Origin of the sequence: Mesorhizobium sp. ISC11 (genome assembly GCF_037162595.1) — a bacterium.
GTDB lineage: Bacteria > Pseudomonadota > Alphaproteobacteria > Rhizobiales > Rhizobiaceae > Mesorhizobium > Mesorhizobium ciceri.
Map to the genome: position 1 here is coordinate 5197654 of NZ_JAVSPW010000001.1, position 25965 is coordinate 5223618.

The 25965-nt window shown below is 56.9% G+C and carries 18 protein-coding genes and 5 pseudogenes; 18 read left to right on the top strand and 5 right to left on the bottom strand.

Annotated elements, in window-relative coordinates; genetic code table 11:
- Positions 1-43 precede the first annotated feature (43 nt).
- The 10 genes and pseudogenes from RPF88_RS25175 to RPF88_RS25220 all read left to right on the top strand — a co-directional run bounded on the left by RPF88_RS25175 (position 44) and on the right by RPF88_RS25220 (position 5854).
- Positions 44-487, top strand: coding sequence for a DUF269 domain-containing protein (locus RPF88_RS25175; protein WP_224571203.1), 444 nt, complete (start codon positions 44-46; stop codon positions 485-487).
- A gap of 90 nt (positions 488-577) precedes the next feature.
- Entirely contained in the window at positions 578-736 is a 159-nt protein-coding gene (locus RPF88_RS25180) for a CCE_0567 family metalloprotein (protein WP_224571204.1), read from the top strand.
- A pseudogene (gene fdxB / locus RPF88_RS25185) lies at positions 733-1048 on the top strand (ferredoxin III, nif-specific). The gene RPF88_RS25180 and the pseudogene fdxB (RPF88_RS25185) overlap by 4 nt, the downstream one beginning before the upstream one ends.
- 79 nt (positions 1049-1127) lie before the next feature.
- Positions 1128-1319 (top strand): exopolysaccharide production repressor protein, encoded by a 192-nt coding sequence (locus RPF88_RS25190; protein ID WP_127230899.1) that lies wholly within the window; start codon positions 1128-1130, stop codon positions 1317-1319.
- A 236-nt stretch (positions 1320-1555) separates the two neighbouring features.
- The gene (locus tag RPF88_RS25195) at positions 1556-2569 is read left to right on the top strand and encodes a 1-aminocyclopropane-1-carboxylate deaminase (protein ID WP_024505903.1); all 1014 of its coding nucleotides are present in this window, start codon (positions 1556-1558) and stop codon (positions 2567-2569) included.
- Positions 2570-3168: 599 nt separating this feature from the next.
- Positions 3169-4326 (top strand): TlpA disulfide reductase family protein, encoded by a 1158-nt coding sequence (locus tag RPF88_RS25200; RefSeq protein ID WP_063170386.1) that lies wholly within the window; start codon positions 3169-3171, stop codon positions 4324-4326.
- 324 nt (positions 4327-4650) lie between these two features.
- Positions 4651-5087: pseudogene (locus RPF88_RS25205) on the top strand (DUF269 domain-containing protein).
- Between the two features lie 46 nt (positions 5088-5133).
- Entirely contained in the window at positions 5134-5337 is a 204-nt protein-coding gene (locus RPF88_RS25210; RefSeq protein WP_063169367.1) for a CCE_0567 family metalloprotein, read from the top strand.
- A complete protein-coding gene (gene fdxB, locus RPF88_RS25215) occupies positions 5334-5651 on the top strand; it encodes a ferredoxin III, nif-specific (protein ID WP_174800308.1) in 318 nt (105 codons plus the stop codon). Before RPF88_RS25210 ends, fdxB (RPF88_RS25215) begins: the two co-directional genes overlap by 4 nt.
- A complete protein-coding gene (locus RPF88_RS25220) occupies positions 5648-5854 on the top strand; it encodes an exopolysaccharide production repressor protein (RefSeq protein ID WP_095489408.1) in 207 nt (68 codons plus the stop codon). Before fdxB (RPF88_RS25215) ends, RPF88_RS25220 begins: the two co-directional genes overlap by 4 nt.
- A gap of 598 nt (positions 5855-6452) precedes the next feature.
- On the opposite strand, the gene RPF88_RS25225 is transcribed toward RPF88_RS25220, so the two are convergent.
- Positions 6453-8255 carry an ABC transporter ATP-binding protein gene (locus RPF88_RS25225; RefSeq protein WP_135921821.1) on the bottom strand — a complete coding sequence of 601 codons (1803 nt, stop codon included), beginning with the start codon at positions 8253-8255 and terminating at the stop codon, positions 6453-6455.
- Between the two features lie 637 nt (positions 8256-8892).
- Here RPF88_RS25225 and RPF88_RS25230 point away from each other — a divergent pair.
- Positions 8893-9639, top strand: coding sequence for a LuxR family transcriptional regulator (locus RPF88_RS25230; RefSeq protein WP_126097332.1), 747 nt, complete (start codon positions 8893-8895; stop codon positions 9637-9639).
- A gap of 16 nt (positions 9640-9655) precedes the next feature.
- On the opposite strand, the pseudogene RPF88_RS25235 reads toward RPF88_RS25230, so the two are convergent.
- Positions 9656-9890, bottom strand: a pseudogene (locus RPF88_RS25235) (transposase); the annotation flags it as partial.
- Between the two features lie 718 nt (positions 9891-10608).
- Here RPF88_RS25235 and RPF88_RS25240 point away from each other — a divergent pair.
- From RPF88_RS25240 to RPF88_RS25250, 3 genes and pseudogenes are all read left to right on the top strand, one after another.
- Positions 10609-11325: a radical SAM/SPASM domain-containing protein gene (locus RPF88_RS25240; RefSeq protein ID WP_224571099.1), complete on the top strand. Its 717-nt coding sequence runs from the start codon at positions 10609-10611 to the stop codon at positions 11323-11325.
- Positions 11326-12375: 1050 nt separating this feature from the next.
- Positions 12376-13631 (top strand): annotated as a pseudogene (ectB, locus tag RPF88_RS25245) (diaminobutyrate--2-oxoglutarate transaminase).
- Positions 13624-14463 carry a 2OG-Fe(II)-dependent halogenase WelO5 family protein gene (locus RPF88_RS25250; protein ID WP_127399728.1) on the top strand — a complete coding sequence of 280 codons (840 nt, stop codon included), beginning with the start codon at positions 13624-13626 and terminating at the stop codon, positions 14461-14463. The pseudogene ectB and the gene RPF88_RS25250 overlap by 8 nt, the downstream one beginning before the upstream one ends.
- Before the next feature lie 674 nt (positions 14464-15137).
- Here RPF88_RS25250 and RPF88_RS25255 read toward each other — a convergent pair.
- Positions 15138-16358 carry a CapA family protein gene (locus RPF88_RS25255; protein WP_127399729.1) on the bottom strand — a complete coding sequence of 407 codons (1221 nt, stop codon included), beginning with the start codon at positions 16356-16358 and terminating at the stop codon, positions 15138-15140.
- An 859-nt stretch (positions 16359-17217) separates the two neighbouring features.
- Here RPF88_RS25255 and RPF88_RS25260 point away from each other — a divergent pair.
- The 3 genes from RPF88_RS25260 (at position 17218) to RPF88_RS25270 (ending at position 20730) form a co-directional block, all read left to right on the top strand.
- The gene (locus RPF88_RS25260; RefSeq protein WP_127399730.1) at positions 17218-18444 is read left to right on the top strand and encodes an ATP-grasp domain-containing protein; all 1227 of its coding nucleotides are present in this window, start codon (positions 17218-17220) and stop codon (positions 18442-18444) included.
- 291 nt (positions 18445-18735) lie between these two features.
- Positions 18736-19770, top strand: coding sequence for a class I SAM-dependent methyltransferase (locus RPF88_RS25265; RefSeq protein WP_189347249.1), 1035 nt, complete (start codon positions 18736-18738; stop codon positions 19768-19770).
- A 222-nt stretch (positions 19771-19992) separates the two neighbouring features.
- Positions 19993-20730 carry a class I SAM-dependent methyltransferase gene (locus tag RPF88_RS25270; protein ID WP_127399731.1) on the top strand — a complete coding sequence of 246 codons (738 nt, stop codon included), beginning with the start codon at positions 19993-19995 and terminating at the stop codon, positions 20728-20730.
- 205 nt (positions 20731-20935) lie between these two features.
- Here the strand turns inward: RPF88_RS25270 and RPF88_RS25275 are convergent.
- Together RPF88_RS25275 and RPF88_RS25280 are read right to left on the bottom strand one after the other, a co-directional pair.
- Positions 20936-21220 (bottom strand): annotated as a pseudogene (locus RPF88_RS25275) (IS256 family transposase); the annotation flags it as partial.
- Positions 21221-21715: 495 nt separating this feature from the next.
- Entirely contained in the window at positions 21716-23260 is a 1545-nt protein-coding gene (locus tag RPF88_RS25280) for a serine hydrolase domain-containing protein (RefSeq protein ID WP_287083555.1), read from the bottom strand.
- 1101 nt (positions 23261-24361) lie between these two features.
- On the opposite strand from RPF88_RS25280, the gene RPF88_RS25285 reads away from it, so the two are divergent.
- Entirely contained in the window at positions 24362-25960 is a 1599-nt protein-coding gene (locus RPF88_RS25285) for an ABC transporter substrate-binding protein (protein WP_127399734.1), read from the top strand.
- Positions 25961-25965 lie beyond the last annotated feature (5 nt).

Below are 25965 nucleotides of genomic sequence, written 5' to 3' on the forward strand. Positions count from 1 at the left end.
ACATCGCAGAAAAAGAGATCGTCCTTCAAGAGGAGTACTGAAATTGGGGAAAAGCGAAATTCCTCATGAACCGGTTGGCCCTGCTGTCCACGGGGACGACGAGGCCCTTGCTTCCCCGTTCGTCAAATGCCTCCTGCGGCTCATTCGTACTCAGGATTCCTTCGGCTTATGGGAAGGCCATTCGGATGCCGAGCTGCTGGCCGAGTTCATCATCACCAAGCAACAGCAACGTGCGGTACCCTTTGGCGGCGATCCCGATCCTGACGCGCTGTGGAGGCTCGACATGTTTTACACCGCCGTAGCGCTTGCGATCGAGGAGCGCTCCGGCGTGTCGACGTCGCCGACAATAGAAATGAAACCCGTGGGGGCTTCCGGCGGTTGGGCGTTCTGTCGAGACGTCCACCGGTTCGGCTTCGAGACTTTCCGCAAACTTGCTGAGGCCGGTACGAAACTGGTCGACGATGCGACTGCAGCCATTGAAGCCTAGCCCGAGATGGAGCGCATCAAGAAACCATTGTTCCAGGAAGGATCTATGTCAGACCTAGATAGGATGAGGAAAAAAGTCTGAAAGCTCCAGTTGCGTGCAGCTATTGCCAAGATGGCATTGCAGGACCTCGTCGAGGGTCTGCCGGGCAAGTGGGCCGACATACAGGAAGTCGCCGAGAAAACCCAAGCCGTTTATGCCGAGTTGGATGTTGCCAAGAGAGAACTCGCTTCAATGAAGAATTTAGGATGATGCGCACATTCACCACCCGTGACGGCTCCATTTGGATGCCGCCGTACCTGACCTCCATCGATAGCAAATCTGCATCGGCTGCTGCCGTTGTTTCAAGGTCTGCTCGCGCGATGTCATGCATCTTCACGGCGTTGATGATGCGGGTGAAATCCTCGCCCCTGCGATGACGAGGACGACGATTTCGACGGCAAGCTCAATCGCATGATCATGGTTGTCGATGATGCCGGCCGCTGCATAGGCTGCGGAGCCTGCGGCCGCGTCTGCCCCAAGAACTGCCAGACGCATGTTGCGGCCGACGAGCTCGCAACATGATCTGGCGAAAACCAGGGGAGCGGCGTGCACTTCATCTTTTTGTCGGCTCGTGGGGCTGGTCCTGTGCAGCAATGCGTCGATGGTTTACTTCGCTTTGGATTCGCTCCGTGTGGCAGTCGTCACGACGCTGGCCTGTTCGCTGCTGCTTCAGGCCGGCTACTTCGGCCGCGTGCTCTTTCTGATCTGGCAGTCCTCTAGCCGCGCTCGTGGAACTCGCCACAGGGGCCAGCATGCCGATGGTTACAGGAAAGCTCGGGTACCAGTCGTCTGACTCTGATCAACTGCGGAATGCAATTTTCAGCTGTGTCCCGGCTTGGTCGAATGCCCAGCATGTGCTGCTGCTTTGATGCGCGGATGACAGGATCAGTGCTCAGACCCACACCAATTTTGGTCACCCTCTGATGACTGAGCTGATCGTATAGGGAATCTGTGTTCGGCTAACACGCGACCATACCCCTGGGCTGACCGGTGCGTAGCAGGTTCAGGTACTTTTTTGCTGGAGATAGCATGCTGGAAAAATTCGAACGTTATCCGCTCACCTTTGGACCCACGCCGATCGAGAGGCTCGACCGCCTCGGCAAGCATCTGGGCGACAAGGTGGAAATCTACGTCAAACGCGAGGACTGCAACTCCGGTCTCGCGTTCGGCGGAAACAAGCTGCGCAAGCTCGAATACATTGTGCCCGACGCGATCGCGTCAGATGCCGATACGCTCGTCACAATCGGTGGCGTGCAGTCCAACCATACGCGCATGGTCGCTGCGGTCGCCGCCAAGATCGGCATGAAATGCCTCCTGGTCCAGGAGAGCTGGGTCCCACATGATGATGCTGTCTACGACCGGGTCGGCAATATCCTCTTGAGCCGCATCATGGGGGCAGAGGTGCGCCTGGTTGACGAGGGCTTTGACATCGGCATCCGCCGCAGCTGGGAAAAGGCACTTTATGAAGTCAAGGCAAGGGGCGGCAGGCCATATGCGATACCTGCCGGCGCCTCTGTCCACAAATACGGCGGCCTGGGCTATGTGGGGTTCGCTGAGGAGGTGCGTGCCCAGGAAGAGCAGCTTGGGTTTGCCTTCGACTATATCGTCGTCTGTACGGTGACTGGTTCAACCCACGGCGGCATGCTCGTCGGGTTCGCCAAGGATGGTCGACAGCGCAACGTGATCGGTATCGATGCCTCCGCCATGCCCGCCAAGACCAAGGCGCAGGTGCTTGGCATCGCCCAAAATACAGCGAAGCTCGTCCACCTCGGAGCGGAAATTGTCGAGGCAGACGTGGTGTTGTTCATGGACTACGCGTACCCGGGTTATGGCGTTCCATCGGAGGAAACCAAAGAGGCAATCCGTTTGTGCGCGCGGCTCGAGGGCATGATTACGGACCCCGTTTACGAGGGCAAATCGATGCAAGGGATGATCGACCTCGTCCAGAGGGGCTTCTTTCCACAGGGATCGAGGGTCCTCTACGCACATCTAGGCGGCGCACCGGCGATCAACGGGTACGGCTACACCTTTCGCAACGGCTGACGTTCGGCAGTCTGCGATTCCGCGGTCGCGCTCGAACGTGGGTAGGTAGCGTCGTTCGAGCGCTTGGCTGGAGAAGTGGAGGCAGCGACGGGCATCCACTAATTGGTACCATTACGTGCTGTCGGTGCTCAACGCCACGCGCATTGAGCGCATGCCGCCGTTGGCAACCGCGAGGCGAATTTTGACTCCGGGGCAAGAATCCACACGCGGCGGTGGCGGCACGAGGACCAAGCCGGCGAGTTCGGGCTTTCGAACTGGCGCCAAACTGCCACTGCTCGAGGACCGAGGCCAGTCTAATCACAGGCGAGCCGTCCAAGCTCTCAAGAGTGATAGGGCGAAACCCGACAGCGGCAGAAGACATGTCGGGTTCACGACAATCGGCCGCATTTGGCCTCGTGGAGAATTTCAAAGCATTTCCCGCCGCTTACCGGAGCTGAGGGAATTGGCACCTCCGTTGCAGCTTGATGTGCGGCAACACGGTGAGAGCTTCGCTGAAGCAAGCCAGAGGGAGCGATGCCCTCGAGACCGTGTCCGATTTTGACTGGAAAATATTCCGCGACAAAAGAGACGAAAGGTGTGGAATGACTTTGGACACCAAGATGGAACTGCGTATGGGGTCCCCGGCTCCTGCGATCAAAGTGGAGAACTGGCTGCGTGGCGAGCCCCTCACGAACTTTCGGCCCGGCAAGGTCTACCTCGTTGAGTTTTGGGCGACTTGGTGCGGACCATGTGTCGACGCCATGCCCCATTTGATCGAACTGCAGGAGAAATATGAAGGCAGCGGATTTGAGGCGGTCGGAGTTGCCGCCTGCGAACAGGGTCCTACCGCAGACGAGGCGCGGACCAACGTGGATGCCTGGCTGACCGAGGAGTTCCCGAATCTGAATTATCGTATCGGGTTCGATTACATTGGCGAAATGAACAAGCTCTGGATGGATCCCAGCTCTTCGATTGGGATTCCCACCTCGTTCGTGGTCGACCGCGACGGCCACATCGCTTTTATCGGCCACCCGGCGGAACTCGATGACGTTTTGCCGAAAGTCCTTAACGGCAGCTGGCGCAGCAGCTATGAAGCGAAAGCCGCCGATGCAAAGCGCATCGCGCATAACCAACTTGCAGCGCGCGAAATGTCGCTTACCGGGCCGATATACGCCAAACTTGAGCCGGCGATGCAGGCCGAGGATTGGACGGCGGCGCTCTTGGCCATCGAAGAAGGCCTCGCCTTGATGCCAGACTCTTGTGAGTTCCGGCAGATTCATGCGGATCTTCTGCTTCACAAGCTGCGCGACATCAAGACCGGCATGCCGGTCATGCGAGAATTGGTCGAGGACGCGATCGACAAAACGTCCGACGCGGTGTCGTGGATGGCCTTGGCCCTCAACCAACTCTTCGATCCCACGATGGACAATTCCCATCTTCCGCGCGCGGAGCGCTTTGCGATGGGCAACGAGCTCTCGGAACAGATACTGGCACTCAATCCCCCGAACGGCGATGGCCCGTTTAAATACCTCCGGTACCTCCCGGTAGCTCAGTATTATTACGAGAGCGGCAACAAAGATCGCGCAATCGAGTTGATCGAGGTGGCACTGAAATCGGTGGACCGGCTGGGGCCAATTCCGGACCACACCAAACAGTACTATCTTACCCCATTGCTCGAAGCACTGGCCAACTACACGGGTGAGCCTGCCTGTCACGCGGATCTTTGTGTGGCTCCGCAAAAGAAGGCACCCGAAACTCAAAACGAAGTCACTTCCTGAGCAAGAATCGCGAAGGGACTGACAATTGGAATTGAACACTGGCCAATCCGCCCATCGAAGCTCTCTTCGCAGCAAGTATGTCGATGCAGCAGGGCGGCGGCTTGCGGAAGGTTGGATTTCAATTGCGTTGACCACCGGTCGGATCGCGGCGCAGACGATGTGCGCCGCGAATTCGCGCCGCAGGTCTCGCACTCGTGGACATGTCGAGGTCGGCCACGGGGCACTCTTGGGGTTGGCCCGCCCAAGCCATTCGTCGGCCACGCAAGCGGACCCGGAGTGGGCATCGCAGGAAAAGGAAATCGTACCTCGAAGACGAAGACTGAAATGACGAACAACGAAATTCCTCCGGTTGGCCCTGCTGTCAACAATGACGACGAGGCCCTTGCTTCCCCGTTCGTCAAATGCCTCCTGCGGCTCATTCGTACTCAGGATTCCTTCGGCTTATGGGAAGGCCATTCGGATGCCGAGCTGCTGGCCGAGTTCATCATCACCAAGCAACAGCAACGTGCGGTACCCTTTGGCGGCGATCCCGATCCTGACGCGCTGTGGAGGCTCGACATGTTTACACCGCCGTAGCGCTTGCGATCGAGGAGCGCTCCGGCGTGTCGACGTCGCCAATAATTGGAATGAAGCCCCTGCGGGCTTCCAGCGGTTGGGCGTTCTGTCGAGACGTCCACCGGTTCGGCTTCGAGACTTTCCGCAAACTTGCTGAGGCCGGTACGAAACTGGTCGACGATGCGACTGCAGCCATTGAAGCCTAGCCCGAGATGGAGCGCATCAACAAAACCATTGTTCCAGGAAGGATCTATGTCAGACCTAGATAAGATGAGGAAGAAAGTCCGAAAGCTCCAGTTGCGTGCAGCTATTGCCAAGATGGCATTGCAGGACCTTGTCGAGGGTCTGCCGGGCAAGTGGGCCGACATACAGGAAGTCGCCGAGAAAACCCAAGCCGTTTATGCCGAGTTGGATGTTGCCAAGAGAGAACTCGCTTCAATGAAGAATTTAGGATGATGCGCACATTCACCACCCGTGACGGCTCCATTTGGATGCCGTCGTACCTGACCTCCATCGATAGCAAGACCTGCATCGGCTGCTGCCGTTGTTTCAAGGTCTGCTCGCGCGATGTCATGCATCTTCACGGCGTTGATGATGCGGGTGAAATCCTCGGCCCCTGCGATGACGAGGACGACGATTTCGACGGCAAGCTCAATCGCATGATCATGGTTGTCGATGATGCCGGCCGCTGCATCGGCTGCGGAGCCTGCGGCCGCGTCTGCCCCAAGAACTGCCAGACGCATGTTGCGGCCGACGAGCTCGCAACATGATCTGGCGAAAACCAGGAGAACGGCGTTGCACTTCATCTTTTTGTCGGCTCGTGGGGCTGGTCCTGTGCAGCAATGCGTCGATGGTTTACTTCGCTTTGGATTCGCTCCGTGTGGCAGTCGTCACGACGCTGGCCTGTTCGCTGCTGCTTCAGGCCGGCTACTTCGGCTGCGTGCTCTTTTTCGCGGACGTCGATGATCTGTAGAACTGTTCATTCGCTCCGCAGAGGGCCGGCGAATCCAATCTCTTCCTAAGCCCGTTGGCCGTAATCGAAAGACACGGGGCCGGCGAGTTCGTGCTCAGCTGCCACTGTGCTAGCAAGGGAACGGAATCCAATCCCGGAGCAGATGGCCAGAGTTGAGCGAAGACTGCGGTCGGAGCTCCTGCGCTTCCGGGTCTCCAAGGGGACGACTTTGCGAACCGAAGGGACTTTGAACCGTTGACGTGGCCGGCGTGCGGTAGGTTGGGCCAGCGACAGGGATCCCAGCCGGCCGGGAAGCACCGCCCTCTCAATGTGCGTTGACTTCGCTTCCTTTGGCGAAATGTGGGTAACGGCGAGGGCCGCACTCTTCCCGGGCCGTCGACATTCCCGCCCTTTTGGTGCGTGCGCCGTTAGGCGCGACAATTCGGTGCCCGCGTGTAACTGCGCGCATTCGCCGAAGCTTAGACGTGGTGCATTCCCGCTCGCCCGTTTGGCGGACAGTTCCGGCCGTGCTGGTTTTGCCGGCCTAACGCCCGCCGCTCGTCACTGCCACACCCCTCTCCGGCAACGGCTCGGCGCATCGCGCAAGCCGGTTTAGCGATCAGGCCAGGCCCTTCGCGAGTTCCAACGCCTGCCGTTCGAAGAGGCGGCGGTAAATGCCACCATCGTGATTGATCAGGGCGGCATGATCGCCGTCCTCCATGATGCGGCCACGGTCGAAGACGAGCAGCCGATCGAGCGAGCGGACCGTCGACAGCCGGTGTGCGATGACGAGTGTGGTTCGGCCCACCATCAACCGATCCACCGCTTGTTGAATGAGCACCTCGGATTCCGAATCGAGGCTCGATGTGGCCTCGTCCAGAATAAGGATCGGCGCGTTCGCGAGGAAGGCGCGCGCGATCGCCACGCGCTGGCGCTCGCCGCCGGAGAGCTTCAAACCCCTTTCGCCGACCAATGTCCCATAGCCCTTCGGCAGGGGCGCGATGAATTCGTGGGCACTTGCCAGTCGTGCCGCTTGCTCGATCTCGGCCTGGCTCGCGCCAGGCCGGCCATAGGCGATGTTCTCGGCAAGCGACCTGTGAAACAGGATCGGCTCCTGCTGCACGATCGCGATCTGCGAACGAAGGGACTCTTGGGTCACCTCCGAGACGTCCTGACCGTCTATCAGGATCCGGCCGCCGCTCAGGTCGTAGAGTCTCTGGATCAGCTTCACGAATGTTGTCTTGCCGGAACCGGAGGGTCCAACCAACCCAACCCTTTCGCCAGCTTCAATCGACAGCGAACATTCGCTATAGAGCGGCAGGGGATGGTTGGCGTAGCGGAAGTGGACGTTCTCGAAATCGATACGGCCGTTCGTGATCCGGATCGGCTTGGCCTCTGGACGATCGGCAACATCCACCTGCTGATTGTGGATGGCCACCAGTTCTTCCATATCATTAACCGAGTGCTGCACGTTGCGGACATGCATGCCGGCATCACGCAGATAGCCCTGCAGGACGATGAAGGACGTGAGAACATATGCTATCTCGCCCGGCGTTGCCTGTCCATGCGACCACAGAAGCAGGGCATATCCGACCACCGCCACCCTGAGCGCAACCAAAGTTACGCCTTGGGTTGAGCCGATGATCGTTCCGCGCACCCAGCTCCGGCGCGCGCGGTGCCGCCATTTCGTCATGATATTTGCAAGCCGCTCGTCTTCGCGAACCTCTGCGCCGAAGCCCTTGACCACAGCGTTGCAACTGACCGCGTCCGCAAGCGCGCCGCTGAGCCTTGTGTCCCATCGGTTGGCAAGGCTCGCCGCTGGCGCGACATAGCCGAGCGACAGCGAAATCGAAAACGCAAGGTAGACGAGAGAGCCGCAAGCAAAGATCACGCCCATGACCGGCCAGTGCCAGCCGAGCAGCACCGTCGAGCCGATCAAGATGACAAACGACGGGAGCAGCGTGACGAGTATCGTGCTGTTGAGGAGGTCGAGCGCCCACATGCCGCGCGTTATCTTGCGCACTGTCGAGCCGGCGAAGCTGTTTGCATGCCAGTCTGTCGAAAAGCGCTGCACATGATGGAACGCTTCGGTCGCGACGTCGGAAATCATTTTCAACACCAGGTCGCTCAGGCCAATGAAGGCGACGTGGCGCATGGCAATGCCACCGAGTGCCAATGCAATCGGTACAGAGAATGCTGCAACAGCTGAATCCGAAGCTGGTGCTGCCGCATTAGCAGCACGAGAAACAGCGTCGATGAGTCGGCCAGAATAGAGCGGCATCAACACGTCAGCCAGCGTGGAGGCGAGCATCGCGGTCATGATGATCGCGAGCCGGGCCGGCTGCCTGTTCCAGAGGCGAACAGTGAAGGCGAAAACGTCGCGACAAGTGGCGCCGCGCCCATGGACGGGGAAACGTCTCATAGTTTCCAAGCGGGCGCATCAACACGCTCGGTCCCAAAGACGATAAAAGACAAAACTGGAATTTCGACCTCCCCCATAACAGCATCAATTTTGGCGGGCAGCTCTTGCCGCCTCACGACGGTGAGTTCAAAAGTCGTGCCAACTGAGCGGGAACATCCGAAGGACAAATTCAGCAGGTTACCGAGCCTGGAGAAAGTCAGCCGCCATCCAGTCGAATACGATTGCTACGGCTGCTCAACTCGGGAGATTGGAAAAGAAGGTCGATGTATCGATTGAATTTTGAGCTTGTTCTTGCCTCGATCAAATAAGTACAGTTGCAATGCAGCTTTCTCAGGCCCGGCACTTAGGTGCTGATTTCAAAAGCGCGCCGCGAATACTTTCCTGCCCATATTCCGTCAATCGAATGCTCGACTGTCGGATTGTGCGCTCCCCGACACAGTGCTGTCGGTTCGCCTCCTGGGTACCTCCCCCGTCGATTGACGACCTGAAGGAGAAGCTTCGCTCGCAAGCTGGCACGACTCTTGAGGGTACTCCAGGTGGCGGAAGGAACTCCGGCTCGAGTCCCGTTGACTTCGGATGTTGCGAGGCTGGGTTGGAGCAAACTGTGCACCAATGAGAACGCAATGAAGGAGACATCATGGAACTCCGGCGGATTGCGGTGGAGTTAGACCTATTCCTCAAGATGACTGATGATGTCGCTCAATCCGAACAGTTGTTCGAACTGTTGTCTGCGTTTGCGCTGAATTTCGATTGCCCGTGGATTGCCTATGGGCCGCTCGCATCAGAGAGGGCTTTCAAGCCGAACCGAGAGGGTTCTGTGGTGATGTGGAATTATCCTGCTGAATGGCAGGAGCGCTACTCGAGAATGGGCTATGCCAAAATAGACCCCCTCATCAAGAAAGGTCGAAAGGAGGCGGGACCCTTTCGATGGAGCGAGGTGTATACTGATGAAAACATAACTGAAGATGGACGCCGCGTCTTGGACGAAGCAGCAACATTCGGCTTGAGGTCAGGCGTTACCGTCCCATTACATGGCCCTGGTGGCAGCTTTAGGTTTGTGAGTTTTGCTCAATCCTCGGACTGCGAATTGCAGAATAGAGCGATCACCTACCTGCAAATGGCCGCGCTGCGGTTTCATCGGATGGTTACGAAGTTCGACACTACGACTGCGTCGGAACGAGCTCATAACCTGTCTCCGAGAGAAATAGAGTGCATTGATTTGGTGTCACAAGGAAAATCATCTTGGGAAATAGGAACTATTTTAGGCAGATCACGAAATACGATAGATTTCCATTTAAAAAATGTAATGCGGAAGTTGGATGCGACCAGCAGAACGGTAGCTGTTGTAAAAGCTTTGAACCTTGGGATTATCGAACCGCCGTAGGTGCGCAGCTAGTTCTCCGCCCGTAGTAGCGCGCGTGATAGCCGAGACGCTCCGGCGTGCGCTCGCTCTTCGAAGCACCCAGCGCCTCGTCCATCTCGGCCTCGAGCACCTCCTGCATCACGGCGCGAATCACCTCGTGCAATCCATCGGCTTCGAAAGCAAAATGTCGTTGACGCTGCTATGGCGGATTTATCTTCAGGCTTGGTCCTGGTGGCGATGCTGAGTTCGCTTCGCTGAGATTGGGCGGTCATGACAGGGTGGTGTTCAATGTCACCGATTCCTGGAAGAAATTACCATCCGTATTAAGCGACTGACGATGAGTGATGTGTGTCCAAAATCTGACAGCTGTCAGAAAACATGTCGGGTTCAATACAGCGGAGCGTCTTAGCTCTGTCGGGCTTTTCGAAGCCTATCTCGCAGTAACTGCGCGCCAGGCGCACTAGCTCGGCCTTTGCTGGTCGATGTGCGGCAATATAGTGTGAGGGCTGACCCGCATGAGAACACGGAACTCGCTCGATGAAGGATGATCGACGGCATCCAGAAAGCTTCTCTCCGGCGGGTTCGAGGGTGCTGCGCGCGCATCTCGGCGACGGGCCAGCGACCAACGGTTGAGGCTACATCTCCGGAGCGAGTGATGCCTCGAAAGATGCAATGCTGTCTCTGGTCCGACGCGCTGGAAGTTTGTGAAGGTCGGCCCGGCAAGTCGGTGAACCGGGCGGCTTAGGCTGCCAAAAAGGGTAGATGTCTGCGTTGCCTCGGTAGATCAGCAGGCGGTATCAGAAAGCCAAAGGCACACGCACACCATCGTGGCGCTTCGCAGGAAGTAGATGGGAGTAATCACCAGTGATTTTACCGGAACTTCGCTCAGCAAACACAGCCGGCAGGGTTTTGGAGATAACGACGACCACGGGATGCGTCGTAGGATGTTCATATTGTCCCCAGGACAAGTTCGCGGTCCGGCAAAGAAAAGTGTCTCATGCGAGTCATCTGGATCTTGAAGATTTCAAGCGGTGTCTGGCCCGCGTACCGACTTCCGTCGACATTGGTTTTGCGGGATACTCCGAACCTTGGCTCAATCCGGACTGTACCGAAATGGTGGAGCACGCCTTCGCCAAAGGCCATGGCATCAGGATTTTTACGACGCTGGTGGGAATGAACGGGCAGGACCTGCAGCGATTGCAAGCCTTGCGCTTGGGCGTATTCGTGGTCCATGTTTTCGATGACGGCACCTACATGAACAGCCGCCTGGTCGGAGACAAGTATCGCGATCTGGTTCGTCAACTCGTCGACGCGGACATCCCCTTGATCCGATTCGTGGCCTTGGGCGAGCCCCACCCAGATATAGCCGACATTATTCCTACCGAAGCCCTGATAAAAGCGCGGCCGGTGAGCAGTAGGGGTGGAAGCGTCGACCCTAAGATCGTTGCACCACGTCAGCCAGTGGTCGGAGCCCTAACCTGCGTGGACGCACGACAGTATCGGAATGTTCTTCTTCCAAACGGCGACGTTACCCTGTGCTCTATGGATTTTGAACGGCGTCACGTATTGGGCAACCTTCTATATGAGGGTTACTCCGCTCTGTTTGAAAAGCCAGTTTTTCGCGAAATCGTCGACCGCATGAATGGAGCAGATGGTTTTCTGCTTTGCAGGATGTGTGAATTCGCCGACCCAAACGACCGGACCTGAGTGCATGCCGGCCGAGAGGGCGTGCCTGGCAGTGCGGATGGCCCCACGACAGATGCACCTGCCCGCGACGCCATCGTGTTTTCACGTTACGCCAGTATGTTCCTGTAGGCGCGGCAGTGGGTCTCGAGCATTTCGGAGACGAGCTCATCGAAAGGTCTTCGCCTTCCAACCGAGCTTGTCGGCCTGCCTAGCTTGAGGTAACGCCGATCACAGGTCAACCATCGGTCGGATGGAAACAGTGTTAGTCGATCCCGATCAGAGCTTGATTGCTTACTCACGGCTCACCTCGTCAAACCTTCACCCTCCCGGACGATCTCCTTTTCGACTCGCCTGAAGGCAGCAGCCCAGCTGCGGCCGGGGATGGTTGCCGTCGCGGTAGTGGACGTTCTCGAAACCGATGCGGCCCTTCGCCAGCGCGTCTCCCGGTTGCTTCCGCCTGGCCTACGAACGGGCTTTCCGTCAAGGGGGTCCACGGCGGCCCCGCCCTCTTGATCCGGCGGCTCGGGCCAGACATCGCGCAAGAGATCGGAATCCGCATTCTTCTCAAAGAGAGCGTGGCTTTCGCTGTGTCATCGGTCATCAAATAGTTTCTTGAATCAGGTTGGTGTCCGCAGACCGAGGTTGAACGGCGAATATTGATGACCGCCGCGAAGCCGCTCGCTCGCTACGGCGCTATTGAGGAGCGCGCTCGCGAGCGGCTTCGCTACCGCCGAGCGACACAACCTCTGGCGACGCGACCCTGCTGATCTCCTTGGACATTTGTCCGGAGGCGCTATGGGCAGCGATGGGTGGTACGTCAACTACCTGATGCCATAGTAGCGATGCTTTCGCGGAAGCTTTAGAAGCCATCCTGTTGCAGCACATTCTCCGAAAGCATCCGAATGGAGGGCAACGCAACCCAACAATATTTGATGAGGATGCCGGCATCACCAGACTAACCAAGGCTGCCTCCGGCATTCTGCTCTCAATGTTAGATGACGAACATCTACCGCGAGCAACCAGCGATTAATCGCTCTCTTCTTTGAACGACCCAAGTGCAGAGGACTCAATATGAACACCGACCCTTTCACGGCCCATGAGTCCAACGTTCGTCGCTACGGTCGGTCGTTTCCCGCCGTCTTTGCGAGGGCACTTGGGGCCACCATCTGGGACGAGACCGGTAACGCATACATCGACTTCCTCGTTGGGTCCGGGGCGCTCAATTACGGGCACAACAATCCGGATATCATGGCGCCGGCGATTGAATATCTCGTCGGTGAGAACATTCTTCTGTCGCTTGATATGCATACGGCGGCAAAGCGTGACTTCATTGAAGGGTTCGTCGATTGGATCCTGAAACCCAGAGGCCTTTCATACAAGATTCAGTTTCCTGGGCCGACCGGCACGAACGCCAACGAAGCGGCTCTGGCGCTGGCGCGAAAATACACCGGCCGCTCGAGCGTCATGGCCTTTACGAATGCGTTCCACGGTATGTCGCTCGGCTCTCTAGCGGTGTCGGGCTCGGCCTCAACCAGGGAACTGGGAGGCGTTGCTCGCCACGATGTGATCCGTGTTCCCTATGACGGCTATCCGAGCCAAGCTTTCGATTCCGCCAGTTACATCGACAGCGTTTTGAGCGACCCGGGGAGCGGCATAGAAAAGCCTGCCGCAATCATTCTGGAGACCATCCAGGCCGAAGGCGGCATGAACGCCGCATCCGCAGCTTGGCTCACGGAAATTCAGCGCATTTGCCGTACTCACGGCATTGTTTTTATCGTCGACGATATTCAGGCGGGTGCGGGCCGAACTGGCGATTTCTTCTCATTCGAGTCCGCGAAAATCGAACCGGATATTGTGTGTCTTTCCAAGTCACTAAGCGGTTCAGGTAGTCCGCTGTCCATCGTTCTGATTCGACCCGACTTGGACATATGGAAGCCCGGAGAACATAGCGGGACCTTCAGAGGCAACAATTTCGCCTTCGTGACGGCAGGAGCCATGTGCAAGATGTGGTCGGATAGGAAATTTACTGCAGGTGTCGAGCGGACAGCCGTCAGGCTGCAAACGCACCTCGATCGCCTGGTTGCGAAATTTCCAAGATACATCGAACAGAAGCGCGGCCGCGGTCTGATGGCCGGCCTGAAATGCCGTTCACCGGCAGTTGTCGGCCGCGTGCACGATGTCGCATTCGAAAATGGCCTTCTTATCGAATCCTCGGGGCCAAATCGCGACGTTATCAAAGTCCTCCGCCGATAACCATCACCGATGCCGAACTCGATCGTGGCATCACCATCCTTGATCACGCACTACAGGAGCAAGACAATGCCTAGTCAGATATCTCAAGTGCCAGCCATCTCCCCGGTTTCGATCAGAGAACGGATTGGCTCGATCAACACTGCGGAGATCATCTCGGTCCTGAAAGGTGAGCTCACCGCTCTGCACATCAAGCAAGCTTTCAGCACCGAAGTAGCCGAGGAGATCACCACGAACTTTATTGGAAGCTCCGGTCTCAGAGAGCGTAAAGATGGTGTGCCCGGACAATATGTCGGCGCATCTCACTACAGGAAGGATGCAGCCACCTATTTCACAGATGCCGAAAACGCGCGGCCGTACGTCGATGCCCTTTTTAAGAATTTGGTTGACCCGGTTCGAGCAGTATTCGGGGCGTTGAAGCGAGAGCTTCACAACCAGGGAATCGAATTGCGGCTAGCCCGTTCCGAACACGGCCAGGCCAATGTTTGTCGCGGCCTCAGTTGGTCGGGCACAGGCACGTTTTCCTTGGATCCCCACGACGACGTCGCTCAAGTCTTACGTGCTGGCGATGATTACGAGCTTTCTGCGGTGGCGCACAATACGGTCGCAGCGCTCAACCTCTATCCCAGCATGCCTGAGGAAGGCGGCAATCTGAAGCTCTGGAGCCACAAGCCGACGGTTGCGGACCGGATATCGCAAGGTGTGGAGACCACTGGATATCCCTATTCGGCAGCCTATCTGGAAGCCGTCCCTTGCCGCGAGTTCGAGCTCAAAACCGGGGATATCGCCCTAATCGATGGCGGCTTCGTTCACGGGGTTACCGGTCAATCAGGCGACGGAAAGCGTCGCCTGGTGCTGAATTGCTTTTTCGGATTTGCGCGGCCTGATCTTGTTCTCTGGTGGACGTGACGTGGGACGTCGCAGCTGCGACAGTTCAAGCATCTGTAGCCTTCCCAATGGGTGACCTGCCATATGTAATTCCACCAGGCTGGGATTAGAAGCCGGCTTTTATTGAAGGATGGTCGGGCGAAGAAAGCGTTTTACGGACGATCAAATCGAATTGATCGCGAGCATGAGCGTGTCGCCCGGGAAATCGACATAATCGCCGAGCGCCGGTGTCGGACAACTTCCTAAGAGCGGAACGAAATTGAAGCAGACGGTCAAAGTCTCTCTATCCGCTGGTGCGCGCCGCAGCGAGAAGCTGCACGCACCGCTCTCGGCCGCCGCCGCTCCATCATTCCCTAGGTGCTATGGCACCGAGCTGACCTCGAATTGGAGTGCCGTTCGACGCGGCGATCCCGCCAAGGCAGGATGGCAAACGGCCTCCACCAGATAATTTAGCGGCACGCCCGCAACAGTTCGAAGATGGAGGATTGCGCCCAGGCACACCGAGCCTACCATGGGTTCACCATCTTGAATCGCAAATCCGTGAACAGGGCCAACCTTTATAGACGTGGACAAAACGGTGAGCACAGCAGATCTCTACTGCCGGCAAGAGGGTATCAGATGGTCAAGCGTTCCCAAGCGGACCATCCGCCCAAGCAAACGGCAAGTGAGGTCGTCATCGCCAGCGCTTAGTGCTGCTACGCCAGATCGAACTTTCCAAGCCCTTCGACGACCTCGATGCGCGAACCATATTCCATGGACGCCGATGCAACCTTCCCCAGGATGCGATCGGCGGCGGGTCCCGTGGCCAAATGCGGCACCAGGCGGCGCTGCAGGACTTCGTCCTTCAGCCCTTCCTCGCCACCTAAAATGACCGGGTGGAGGGTCAGAGATGTCAACTGACAGTTCTGATCGAATGAACAGACGCCGACGACGCTTTCCCAAACCTCGTTTGCCTTCCAGAAGTTCGACCGTGAATGGAATATGAAATTGCCGAGGCTATGGAAAATGGGCCGGCCCTGATAGATCTCGATGGGCAAGAGTGCCGGAACGCCATGGCTGACGAAGATCGCCGCACCTGCATCGATGCATTGCCGCGCGACGGCGCTGATCCAGTCGGGCGACTGTAGCCAATCGCCCGCCCAGTGGTGATGATGCAGATAGGCAATTACTAGATTGCCAGCATCTGCGGCGGTTTGGATGGCCCGGAGATTGTGCTTGAGATCTTCTCTGTCGATCTCGACAGTTCGCTTGAATCGGTCCGATTTGCGAAAGGCAGCGAGCCCGATCCACAGTTCGCCTTGGTCGAGCGGCGGCTGGTCCTCCGGCTCGTATAGGTCCAAAGAGGAGTACCCAGCCTTGTCAAGTATCGCCTCAAGGCGGTCAAATGCCTCGGCGTCGATGTCGAGAATGCGAGAAATTCGGAGGCGATTGATGCCAGGTCGCTCTGGGCTGTAGTCCGTGGCGTCAGCCGCGTACCTCAAGTCCTCCCCTGGCCCCCCATCCATGGCAACCATCGCGACGGCTCGTTCGCCGAAAGTAGCGTTGCCAGGTCGGAGCGCCTCGCTTGCGTTCCGCCCAATGCCCGCATGCAGAAATCCCCTCTTGCCGACCTCTTGCAAAGTTGAGAGGATGCCCGAGGGTCCCAAATCGAATGCATGATTGTTGGACAGTGAGAGGGCTTTGAAGCCGATCTCCTCCAGCGCATCCAGAACAAACGGTTTGCTGCATCCGAACCAGTAGCCTTTCGTGGGCCACCCACAATGAGAACCGTATATCGTCCCCTCGAAGTTCGTGAATGCGAGATCCGCGCCCTTCAGGATCGCCTTGACGCGATCGAACTCGGGGCTTCTGACATTTCGCGTGTCGTGATGAATCAGGGACTGGCCAGTGACTGCCAAGGTAAAGTTGTTGTTCATTAGTGTGCCTTTTTCGTCTAGATTCTTCCCAACCTGAGCGCAATTTTCTGTTCGCCCGATTTGTTGTCAGTCATAAAGCCTACGAAAGGGGCGGCCTCACAGCGAAAAAGACTCAGGTGCAGGATTACTTATTTTCGCTACCGCGCAGAAGGCTGGATACGTCGTCCACATTCGCCCGCTCACACGCTGGCTAGCAGAGCTGCTGAAACAAGCGCAAACAGCGTGTCGTAAATCGCTAGGCCGTTCGTTGCCGGTGGACTGAGCCGTCGAGCCATCGGATCGATGGAATCGAACTCGCCATTCTGGCTGTTTGCGACGGCGGTGGGCGCTGGGGGCCCCGCAGCACTGATGCGATCGATACAGTCGTTCCGGCGGCAATGCCCATCTTCGGTCGGGTAACTGGCCGGATTGATGATGCGGATCCGACCCGCCTAAATTTCGGCAAAGGCCGCGTGAACGGGGAAACAACCGACGTGTGCATCCTCAGCCGCTGGCGTGGACACGTTCGGTGACGGAGCTCGGACTGACGCTCAATGAGGCGAAGACTTCGCGAAGAATGCCCGCAGGGAACGCTTTGACTTCCTTGGTTACAGGTTCGGCCCGCACCGGTAACTATTGCTCTTCCTTCAGCCACGTTCGGAAGCGGATCGCATCGCAACCTGCGAATAGTCGAAATGCCTCTGTCCATCCCCTGGTAATCAAGTCGTTGCAACAGACGCTTCAACTAACTTCACAGAATCTTTGCAACCGAAAAACGCTGACACTGGTATATCTGTGCAAAGTTCTAGTTAGGCACGGATGCAAGCTGATGTGTATTTATCCCCATACCATCACGCAGCAAGAAGGGTAAAGGTCGCCAATGGCACAAAGAGCGCTAATCCTGGTTGAAGGTCATGGAAGGAGCAATGGTCTGCCATACGTCCAAGCAGCCCAGCGCCTTGGCCTTCATCCGATTACTCTGTCGGTTGATCCAGCTCAGTACGACTATCTTACGGCAGAAAGGCTTGAGGCGATCCGGGTCGATACAGACGATCTCGATGCGCTGATCTCCGAATGTTCTCGGCTGAGTGAGACTTATGACATTGCTGGCATTACATCGCCTTGGGAGGCGGTTTACGCAACAGTTGGCAAACTTTGCCGGCATTTCGATCTACCAGGACCTAACCCCACATCAATTGAACGATGCTGCGATAAATTCTCTCAACGTCAACTGCTGGCGGAGGGTGGCGTTCCAATACCTGCTTATCGCTTGGCAGCGAATGCGGCGGAGGTAGAAAGCTTTGCCGCCGAGATTGGCCTACCGGTGATTCTTAAGCCGGCCGTGGGCGTAGGCAGTAGAGGGGTCCGATTGTGCCGCAACGTCGATGAGCTAGCCGAACATGCGACCTATTTGTTGGGCGGAAGGCACATATGGCGGTCTTCACCAAGGATACTGGTCGAAGAATTCGCACAAGGCCCCCTTTATGTCGCTCATTTAATGGGAAATGACGTCATTGGAATTATCGCCTATGAGTTCGGCCCGCCACCACATTTCGTCGCTCATGAATGCATCTTTCCGGCTCTGCTAACCGATGACGAGTACACACACATCGCCGAAGTTTCGCGAAAAAGTTTGCAAGCTCTCGGCCTCGGCTGGGGACCGACAAACATTGAACTGCGGTGGACGAAGCTTGGCCCGGTGGTTATCGAAGTCAATCCGCGTATGGCGGGCGGAGATCCTAAACTCATCCAGCTGGGGTGCGGTCTCGATCTCATTACTGAGCACACCAAGCTTGTCACCGGCGAGGAATGGGATTTGCGTCCAACCTATTCGCAGACTGTGGTCTACCGATCCTTAGTTCCTGACCGCGATGGCATCCTCGATTGGATCGATGGAGGCAGCCGGGCGGCCGCCGTGCCAGGTATCGTCGAGGTCAAACTCTATGTTGAACCCAAAACCCCGGTCGTTAGGAGGGGCGATTCCCGAGATCCGATCGGACATGTCATCGCCGCTTCACCCAGCCTTACTCAGACCCAGGCGATACTTCAGCGTGGCATCGACTTAATCAGCTGGTCGATCACACCATTTCCGACCGCTCGCGAATAGGGCCGTGTGGCGTTTATCTCCTCCCACCAGCAAAGTTGACTCCAAGTAAGAGGTGAGTATCTCTGAACCTTAGTGCAATTTAACATAGACGGTCGCGTGTCAAAGACGATGTTATCTTTGTTTCTGGCGTCGTCTCTTTCACGATGGACAGTAATGGAGGACCTGATGCCGAAGCCTACCAAGCATAGCGCTTCTTCTCGATCGGAGCAGCCAGAATCGCACCGCCCTTCGTGCATTGCCGGAGATGGCGGCGTCGAGCAATTCACTGGGGCGAGCGATATTGAACAGCAGATGCGAGATTTTTTCATGGAGTGCGATAAGGCGCCGCGATTGAATGAAATGGCCGAATTTTTTTCAGCGACCGCTGCTGGACGATCAGGAGTTCCGACCAAAGTGCCGCGAGTTGATCCGCGCCTTTTCCGGGGGGATGTGGCGTTGGTAAGCTTCAACAATGCGCATCGCCAGATCTGGGGCTATTTCGGCCATCATTATTATAGCAGTATTCCATATCGTCTTGAAGAGGACATTCGCCTTGGCGATGCATTCTTACGATATGGGCGCACTACTGCAAGTGACAACAGCCCAGCGCGAATCTATGTACTCGGCGCGGCCGAAGGCATACTCGCTCGAACGCTAGCCAAATTAGGCAACGGAAAGATTGAGACCCTTTCGTGCAGTCCGAATAAAGAAAACGAGAAGAGTTTCTTTCTTCACGGACGACCCGAGCACGCGACGTTCTTTCTGGGCCCATTCCATCACTTGACCCGGAGCCGAATGGCGGCGACGCCGGGGCTCAGGCGTTTTTCCGACGGATTCGACATCATCCTCGAGGATACTACGTTTCAAATGTATTCTCCCGATCGAGCAGCGCAGATTGGCTTTGTGAAACGTCATCTGAAAGACGACGGGATATTGCTATTGTTAGAAAAATTCAGGCAAGCGGAGACCGAGGAATACCTCCGTCGTGAGCTGCAGAAGGACCATGGTTATAAAACGCGTTTCTTCTTGTCGAGTGATATCAAAATGAAAAATGACGTCATTCTCAAGCAGATGAACATTAACGAGGCGACACTCGATAGTTTATCAACGGCATTGGCAGGTTATTTCAAATATGGTTGCGTGACATGGAGCTGTGGTAATTTCTGCACGCTCGCTGCTAGCAACAGCGGGCACAATCTGCGGCGCCTAATTTCGGCGATGGCCCCGCCGTGCATTCCAAATGAATATGTCTACATAGAAGCTCCCGCTTCGCTGCCGGGATTGGCCTTTGAAGCACCATCATTTCGACGCTTGGGGCGCCCTCCAGACGGATTTGGACGCGAATAGCCGAGGTATTGGACTTAAATCGGTCAGTTTGGCACAGCGCTTTTTTGTGAATTGCGAGGTTCACCTAATTACTGCGCTGCTCAAGGCTGTCGACCCGCCAGGCGGAAGCAGAAAAATGCGGGCTGCCTGAAAACAAGTTGGTTCGGTGGCGAGGGACCCAATGCGACTAAGTCGCATCAAGCAATACGATAGTGCCTATACCCAACGACAGGAGAATTGCATATGTCGGACAAGTTTATCTATGACGATAATTCGGCTTCTGTGTATGAGAAATATACCACTATGGTGGGAAAAGTCGCTGAAGCAGGCGAAACTGCGGTTTTTCTCGAAAGATTTTCCAGCGGAGGGAGTGCTCTTGAACTTGGTATAGGCAACGGGCGCGTAGCGGTGCCCTTGAGCGAACTCGGCGTCAAGGTCGAAGGGATAGACAATTCGGAAAGCATGTTGAAACTTCTCGCCAACTGTACTGATCAGATCAAGGCGTGGAAGGGGAATATTGCCGATTTTAAGTTAGAGCAACACTACCGACTAATCTACTGTGTATTTGGCACGTTAATGCTGCTCGTTAGACGGGAAGAGCAAATAAGTTGCCTCAGATCGGCCGCGGATTTGCTGGATGATGACGGGGCTTTAATTATAGAAATGCCTGTGCCATCTTTGGATGGTTTCGTCAAAGGTCATAGGATGACTACTCGGCTCTTGGATCAGGAAAATACACTGCTTACTGCGGAAGTTCACGATTCAGTGAATCAGATGTTGACTTCAACCTCCCTCTGGTTTTCCGGTACATCGATCACCCGACTCCCCCAATGTATTCGATACGTCTATCACCAAGAGCTCGATACCATGGCCGAATGCGTAGGACTCAAGCTAGCGGAGCGGTGGGAAGATTGGGCGGAAGGTGCGTTCACCGATATCTCCAAACGTCATATCTCGGTGTACCGCCGGACTAGCGTGTAGTCCGTAACCCGCCTTCGAACTCTTATCAGTGAGCACCTCGGCAACATACCCGATGCTTGGACAGTCGGGCCTCCGGAGTCGCCCGGTCAGAGTGCACGGCTGGATGTATCCCTGGACTTCATGGCGGGCGGGAACCTTTTCACAGATCGCGCCATGAAGTTGGATCGCGTTGGAATTTGGTCGCGCAACCTTCCGTGCTTGAGAGTTACCGGTTCATGCGTGCGGTCTGCTGATCGAGTGGCTTGGCGGGGAACCTCTTCGATCCGTCGATCTTTCGCATCGAGATTTGGCCGGACGCCGCCAACTTCCAGAACAACATTTCTGTGTCTTCGGCCAATGGCAGCAGTGGGTCTTGATGCATCCCTTGAACTTCTCATGCAGAGGCGCGATCGCGTTGGTTGAGCGCGCGCTTTTCCACTGGCTCGGCTCAGCGGGTGAAGGTGAAAAGGCGCTCACCGGCGGCCTCCTTCAGGCAGTCGGCCACCGCCCGCACCTGCCGCGTAGATCATATCGGGTGTAATCGGCGCTGATGTCCTCCTAAAGGCGTTCGAGAGCTCGGGCGAGCAGAGTCCTGTGCATGTGAGCCTGCGTCTTCCGACCGACACCCGCCCACAGCGCGGCGAAGCCCTGTCCAATCCCGGTGCGGCATATGCGAACGGTCGCTGCCTACGTCTTTGTCTCCGCACCAGTTGAAGCGACGCCGATCGGTCGGCTGCGAGTTGGCGCCGAAGAGGCGACGGGCGCACGAACAGTCCTCTGCTGAGGTCGAGAATTTAACCAAGCATCATCCACTCGGTGCGGGGCTCAACTTAAGAAGACGTGGCCGATCCGTTTCCGCTCATCACCTGTCCGACTCGCCGCGTGAACTGGGCGTCGATGTAGCCGATGGGGCCCGCCGATTGCATCTGCATCAAGGGGTGCGGCAAGCTACCGTCGATGAATGCTGGACATTGAGAGGGGCAGCTGATGTTCGGTCTGGGGTTCTTCAGGCTCGCGTGAAGCGCAGGTTCTTAACCCAGTCCGTGTTCAACTCGAAACCATCTACGATGACGTTCAGCGTCGCCCTCCAAGGCAGGTCGGTTTCGGGCTGGAGCAGGAACCAAAGATCGCTGTCGGCGGCGACGATGGGCGCGTTCATCGCGCCGAGATCGGAGCGCAGCCGGAAAATGCCACGTTGTGAGTCGCCCTCGATCTCGACCTCAAGGCCTTGCGCCTTGTTGGCGTAGCGTCCGGCGAGAGGAACGGCCGCCTTGCCGTCTGCGGCCAGGGGTGCGTAGACCCTCGGCGCTCCGCAGAACATGCCATCGAGCTTACCGTCCGGTCGTGGACTGAGAACAAGGTCGGTAATCCCGCGCTCGGGCTTGGCGCCCCCAGGATGGGCGAAATCGAACCCGGTCACGCCACTGGAACTCAGGAAGGTCGGCACGCCGTTCTTGACGACGATCTCGAACACGTCGGGGCCGCCTTCCTGCCGATAGTGGCCAGGAGCTAGTTCGAGTTGCGCCGGCGCGGTCGTGCCGAAATAGATGTCGGCAATACGGCGGGCGACCTTGAACGCGGCGATCTGGTCGTTGTTGGCGATGATGACGATGCCGAGCCCGTGGTCGACGAAGCGCATTGATTGCGACTTGCCGCCGGCAACCCCTCCGCCGTGGCCGACCGCGCGGCGGCCGCGATACACGTCCGTCACGAGCCCGAGCCCATAGAAGCCGGTCGCGCCGTTGTCGAAGACGCAAGGCGTCGCCATGCGCTCATACATTTCCGCTGTGCCGATCTTGGGATTGATTAAATTCTGCTGCCAGATCACCATGTCGTCGAGCGTTGAAACTATGCCGCCTCCGCCATCTTCTTCGATCCCCCAGCCCAAATGGGCCCAGCCCTCGGCGCGTTTTGTGTAGTGGGCGGCTAGCCGTTTCATCACCGAGCCGTCGCGTACCATGAGCGAGGTGTCGTACATGCCAAGCGGGCCAGTGACGCGATTCCGCAATACCTCGTTAAAGGTCGCGCCCTCGATCTGCTCAATGATTTCGTACAACATGAAGAATCCGGAATTCGAATAGATCATGGCACTGCCGGGCTTGAAGTCGAGCTCGTCCTGCCTGGCGATGATCTCACGGATGGTCTGGCGGTCCGACGGCGCAAACCACGACAGACCGCTAAAGACCATGACCTCCATATAGTCGCGGTAGCCGCTGGTGTTGGACGCAAGTTGCCTGAGCGTGAGCGGGTATTCGAACCGGGGCACATAGGGCAGGTGCTTCTGAACCTCGTCCTCCAGGTTGAGCTTACCTTCTGCCTCAAGCATCAGGACCAGCAACACGGTGAACTGCTTGCTCTGCGACCCTATGCGCATGATGGTCTTCCGCCCCATTGGGACGTCATCGTTGATGTTCGCCAGGCCATAGGCATTGGCGAAAATCTCGCGACCATTCTCCGTCACCGCGACGACAGCGCCGGGCATTTCCGGCCCGCTGAACTCGCTGAACAAAGCATCGACGCGCTTGGCAAAATCGGCGTGTGACATAGACATGATCGTGATTCCTGGATAGTGATTCTGGTGAATAAGGCTGGGCAAGATAGTCTTGGTGCCGAACCAACCAGTTTATCGGCTACGAACCGCGCAGTGTATAGCTGAGTAATGAGCCTAGGATTGTGTTGTAGATATCGTCGAGTCAAACATATTTTATGTATTGTCGTCATCTATAAACGAGATTGAGGCAGAGCCACATAAAACCTGAAGTGGTGGACGGGTCCTCCCGGGCCATCGCTTTCCAAAACACGGCTACCAATCAAGACGGATCGGATGACGCCAGCGCCCTTGCGCAGATCTGCACCCCGATACAACTGGCTCATGCTGCGGTATCCTGTCCGGCGATCCCGGAGAATGCCGCGACTAAGATGGGCATGCGGTCACCGAACCGCCTTCAGATGAGTGATGATCCGCTTATCATCCCGCCGGCAGTGGCGCGCTGATCATTCCCGGCCGCTCTGCCGGAGAGCACCGCGACAATGCCGTCAATTACACCACCTCTCAGTGAACGCGATCGCGCGCACCACGCTGCCTCGGCTGCCGCCGCTCCCCTATAGGTGCCACAGTCCCTGCTACAAAGCGTTCGCTTTCCACGAGGCGTGCCACGAACTTGGCCTGCATTCGCACCAGACCATACACGTCGAAGGCCAATGAAAAGGCCGAGCGCTTCCGCCATCGCCCGGCGATACCCTCGATGGGACCGCGGACTATGGTTCGAGTCGACTCATCTCAAAAACAGATGACCGCAATACAAACATTGAATTTGACGTAAGCTCCGGGGAATTTGAAAGTCGAATAAACAAACATAAGCCAAAAAAAGGGGCGGAAACAATGGGACTCTTTGGCAGCGCTTCGTGTAGCCGCCTCCGGTGTCGCGGTTAGACACTGCCTTCGGTCGCCGGCCCAGTTTGGTCGCGATTATAGGATTTAGCTAACGCAAGACCCATTCCAGCCGCGACCAGCACTAAGGTAACGGCTGTGGTCCGCGAATAGATTAGGCTCTGCCGAGTGAGTGGATGTGCTACGCAGCACAAGACCGCAAACTCAAATCCACATCCGTGCACGTGCATCGACCGCGCCACTGCTAAGAAAGGAATGGACATGACAATTTCTCGACGCGAAATCATCAAAACGGGTTTGGCCGCCGGAGCGGCTGCTTCGATTCCATCGGTCCTGCGGGCACAGACATTGGCAGCCGACGCTCGGACGGTCCGAATGGTGAAGCCCCCCCTCAACGGCTTCGATCCGGTCTTCTCGAGCAATTATTACGTCGGCGACCACGGCTTGGCAGTTTACGACACGCTGTTTGCGCTTGATTCCAAATTAATGCCGCAGCCGCAAATGGTGGGGAAGTGGGGCGTTTCCGACGACAAGAAGACCTACACGTTTGAGCTCCGGGATGATCTTGGCTGGCACGATGACACCCCCGTCACTGCGGCAGATTGTGTCGCATCGATCCGTCGCTGGGGCCAGATACATCCTGGCGGGAAGCTGCTCATGGAGCGCGTAAAGGATATCTCGAAGCACGACAACAAGACCTTCACCATCGTCCTCAAGGAGCCGCTTGGGCTTGTGATTGATATCCTGGCGGACCTTACGACACCGTGCCTTTTCATCATGCGCGAGAGGGATGCGAATCTTTCTCCGACGGAGCGCGTGACGGCGAATATCGGATCGGGGCCGTTCAAGTTCAACGAGGCTCTTGCCAAGCCGGGCGCGAGCTTCACCTATGACCGTAATGAACACTATGTCCCGCGCAAGGAGCCATCTGACGGACTCGCCGGCGGGAAGGTGGTCAAGGTCGATCGGGTCATCTGGGTTGATATCGCCGATCAGCAGACGGCCGTCGCGGCCTTGCAAGCGGGTGAAGTCGATTTCGTCACAGGGCCACCCGCCGATCTTTACTCAGCGATCGAAGGCGATCTTAATCTCGAACTTGAGGTTCTGAACAAGTCAGGCGATGTACTTTTCCTGCGCATGAACTGCCTGCAGAAGCCGTTCGAAAACGTCAAGGCACGCCAAGCGATGCTTCATCTGATCGATCAGGAGGCGGTGATGCAAGCTGTGGTCGGAAACCCACAATATTTCAACACCATCACTGCGGCATTTGGGAGTGGAACGCCCTATTCCAATGACGAAAACACGGGATGGTTCAAGAAGGGGGGGAATCCGGAAAAGGCCAAGCAGCTCTTCAAGGAGGCGGGATATGCTGGCGAAAAGATCGTCATTACCGATTCCACAGACTGGTCAGAAGGCCACATTGCCGCGCAGATTGTGGCGGATCAGCTGCGCAAGATTGGGATCAAGGCTGAGCTTGCGCCGAGCGACTGGGGCGGGGTTAGCGAACGCGTGAGGAACAGAGGCCCTGTCGAGGACGGCGGCTGGAGCATACACATTAACGGCGAATCCAACTTCGATCGCAACAACGTGTTCAACGCCACTCAAACAGCGAATGGTGAGAAGGGATTCACTGGCTGGCCGACGAGCGACGAATATGAGGCTCTTCGGGCCCAATGGGCGGATGTCGAACCGCTAGAAGAGCGCAAGGCGCTGGCGCGCAAGATGCAAAAACTGTATTGGGATTTTGTTGGGACCGTTCTGTTGGGTCGATATGTCTCGCCGATTGCCCGCAGGAAGACGCTCACCGGTCTCATTGGCATGCCGGCGCTCGTGCCCATGTGGAACATGCAGAAGGCTTGAGAGCG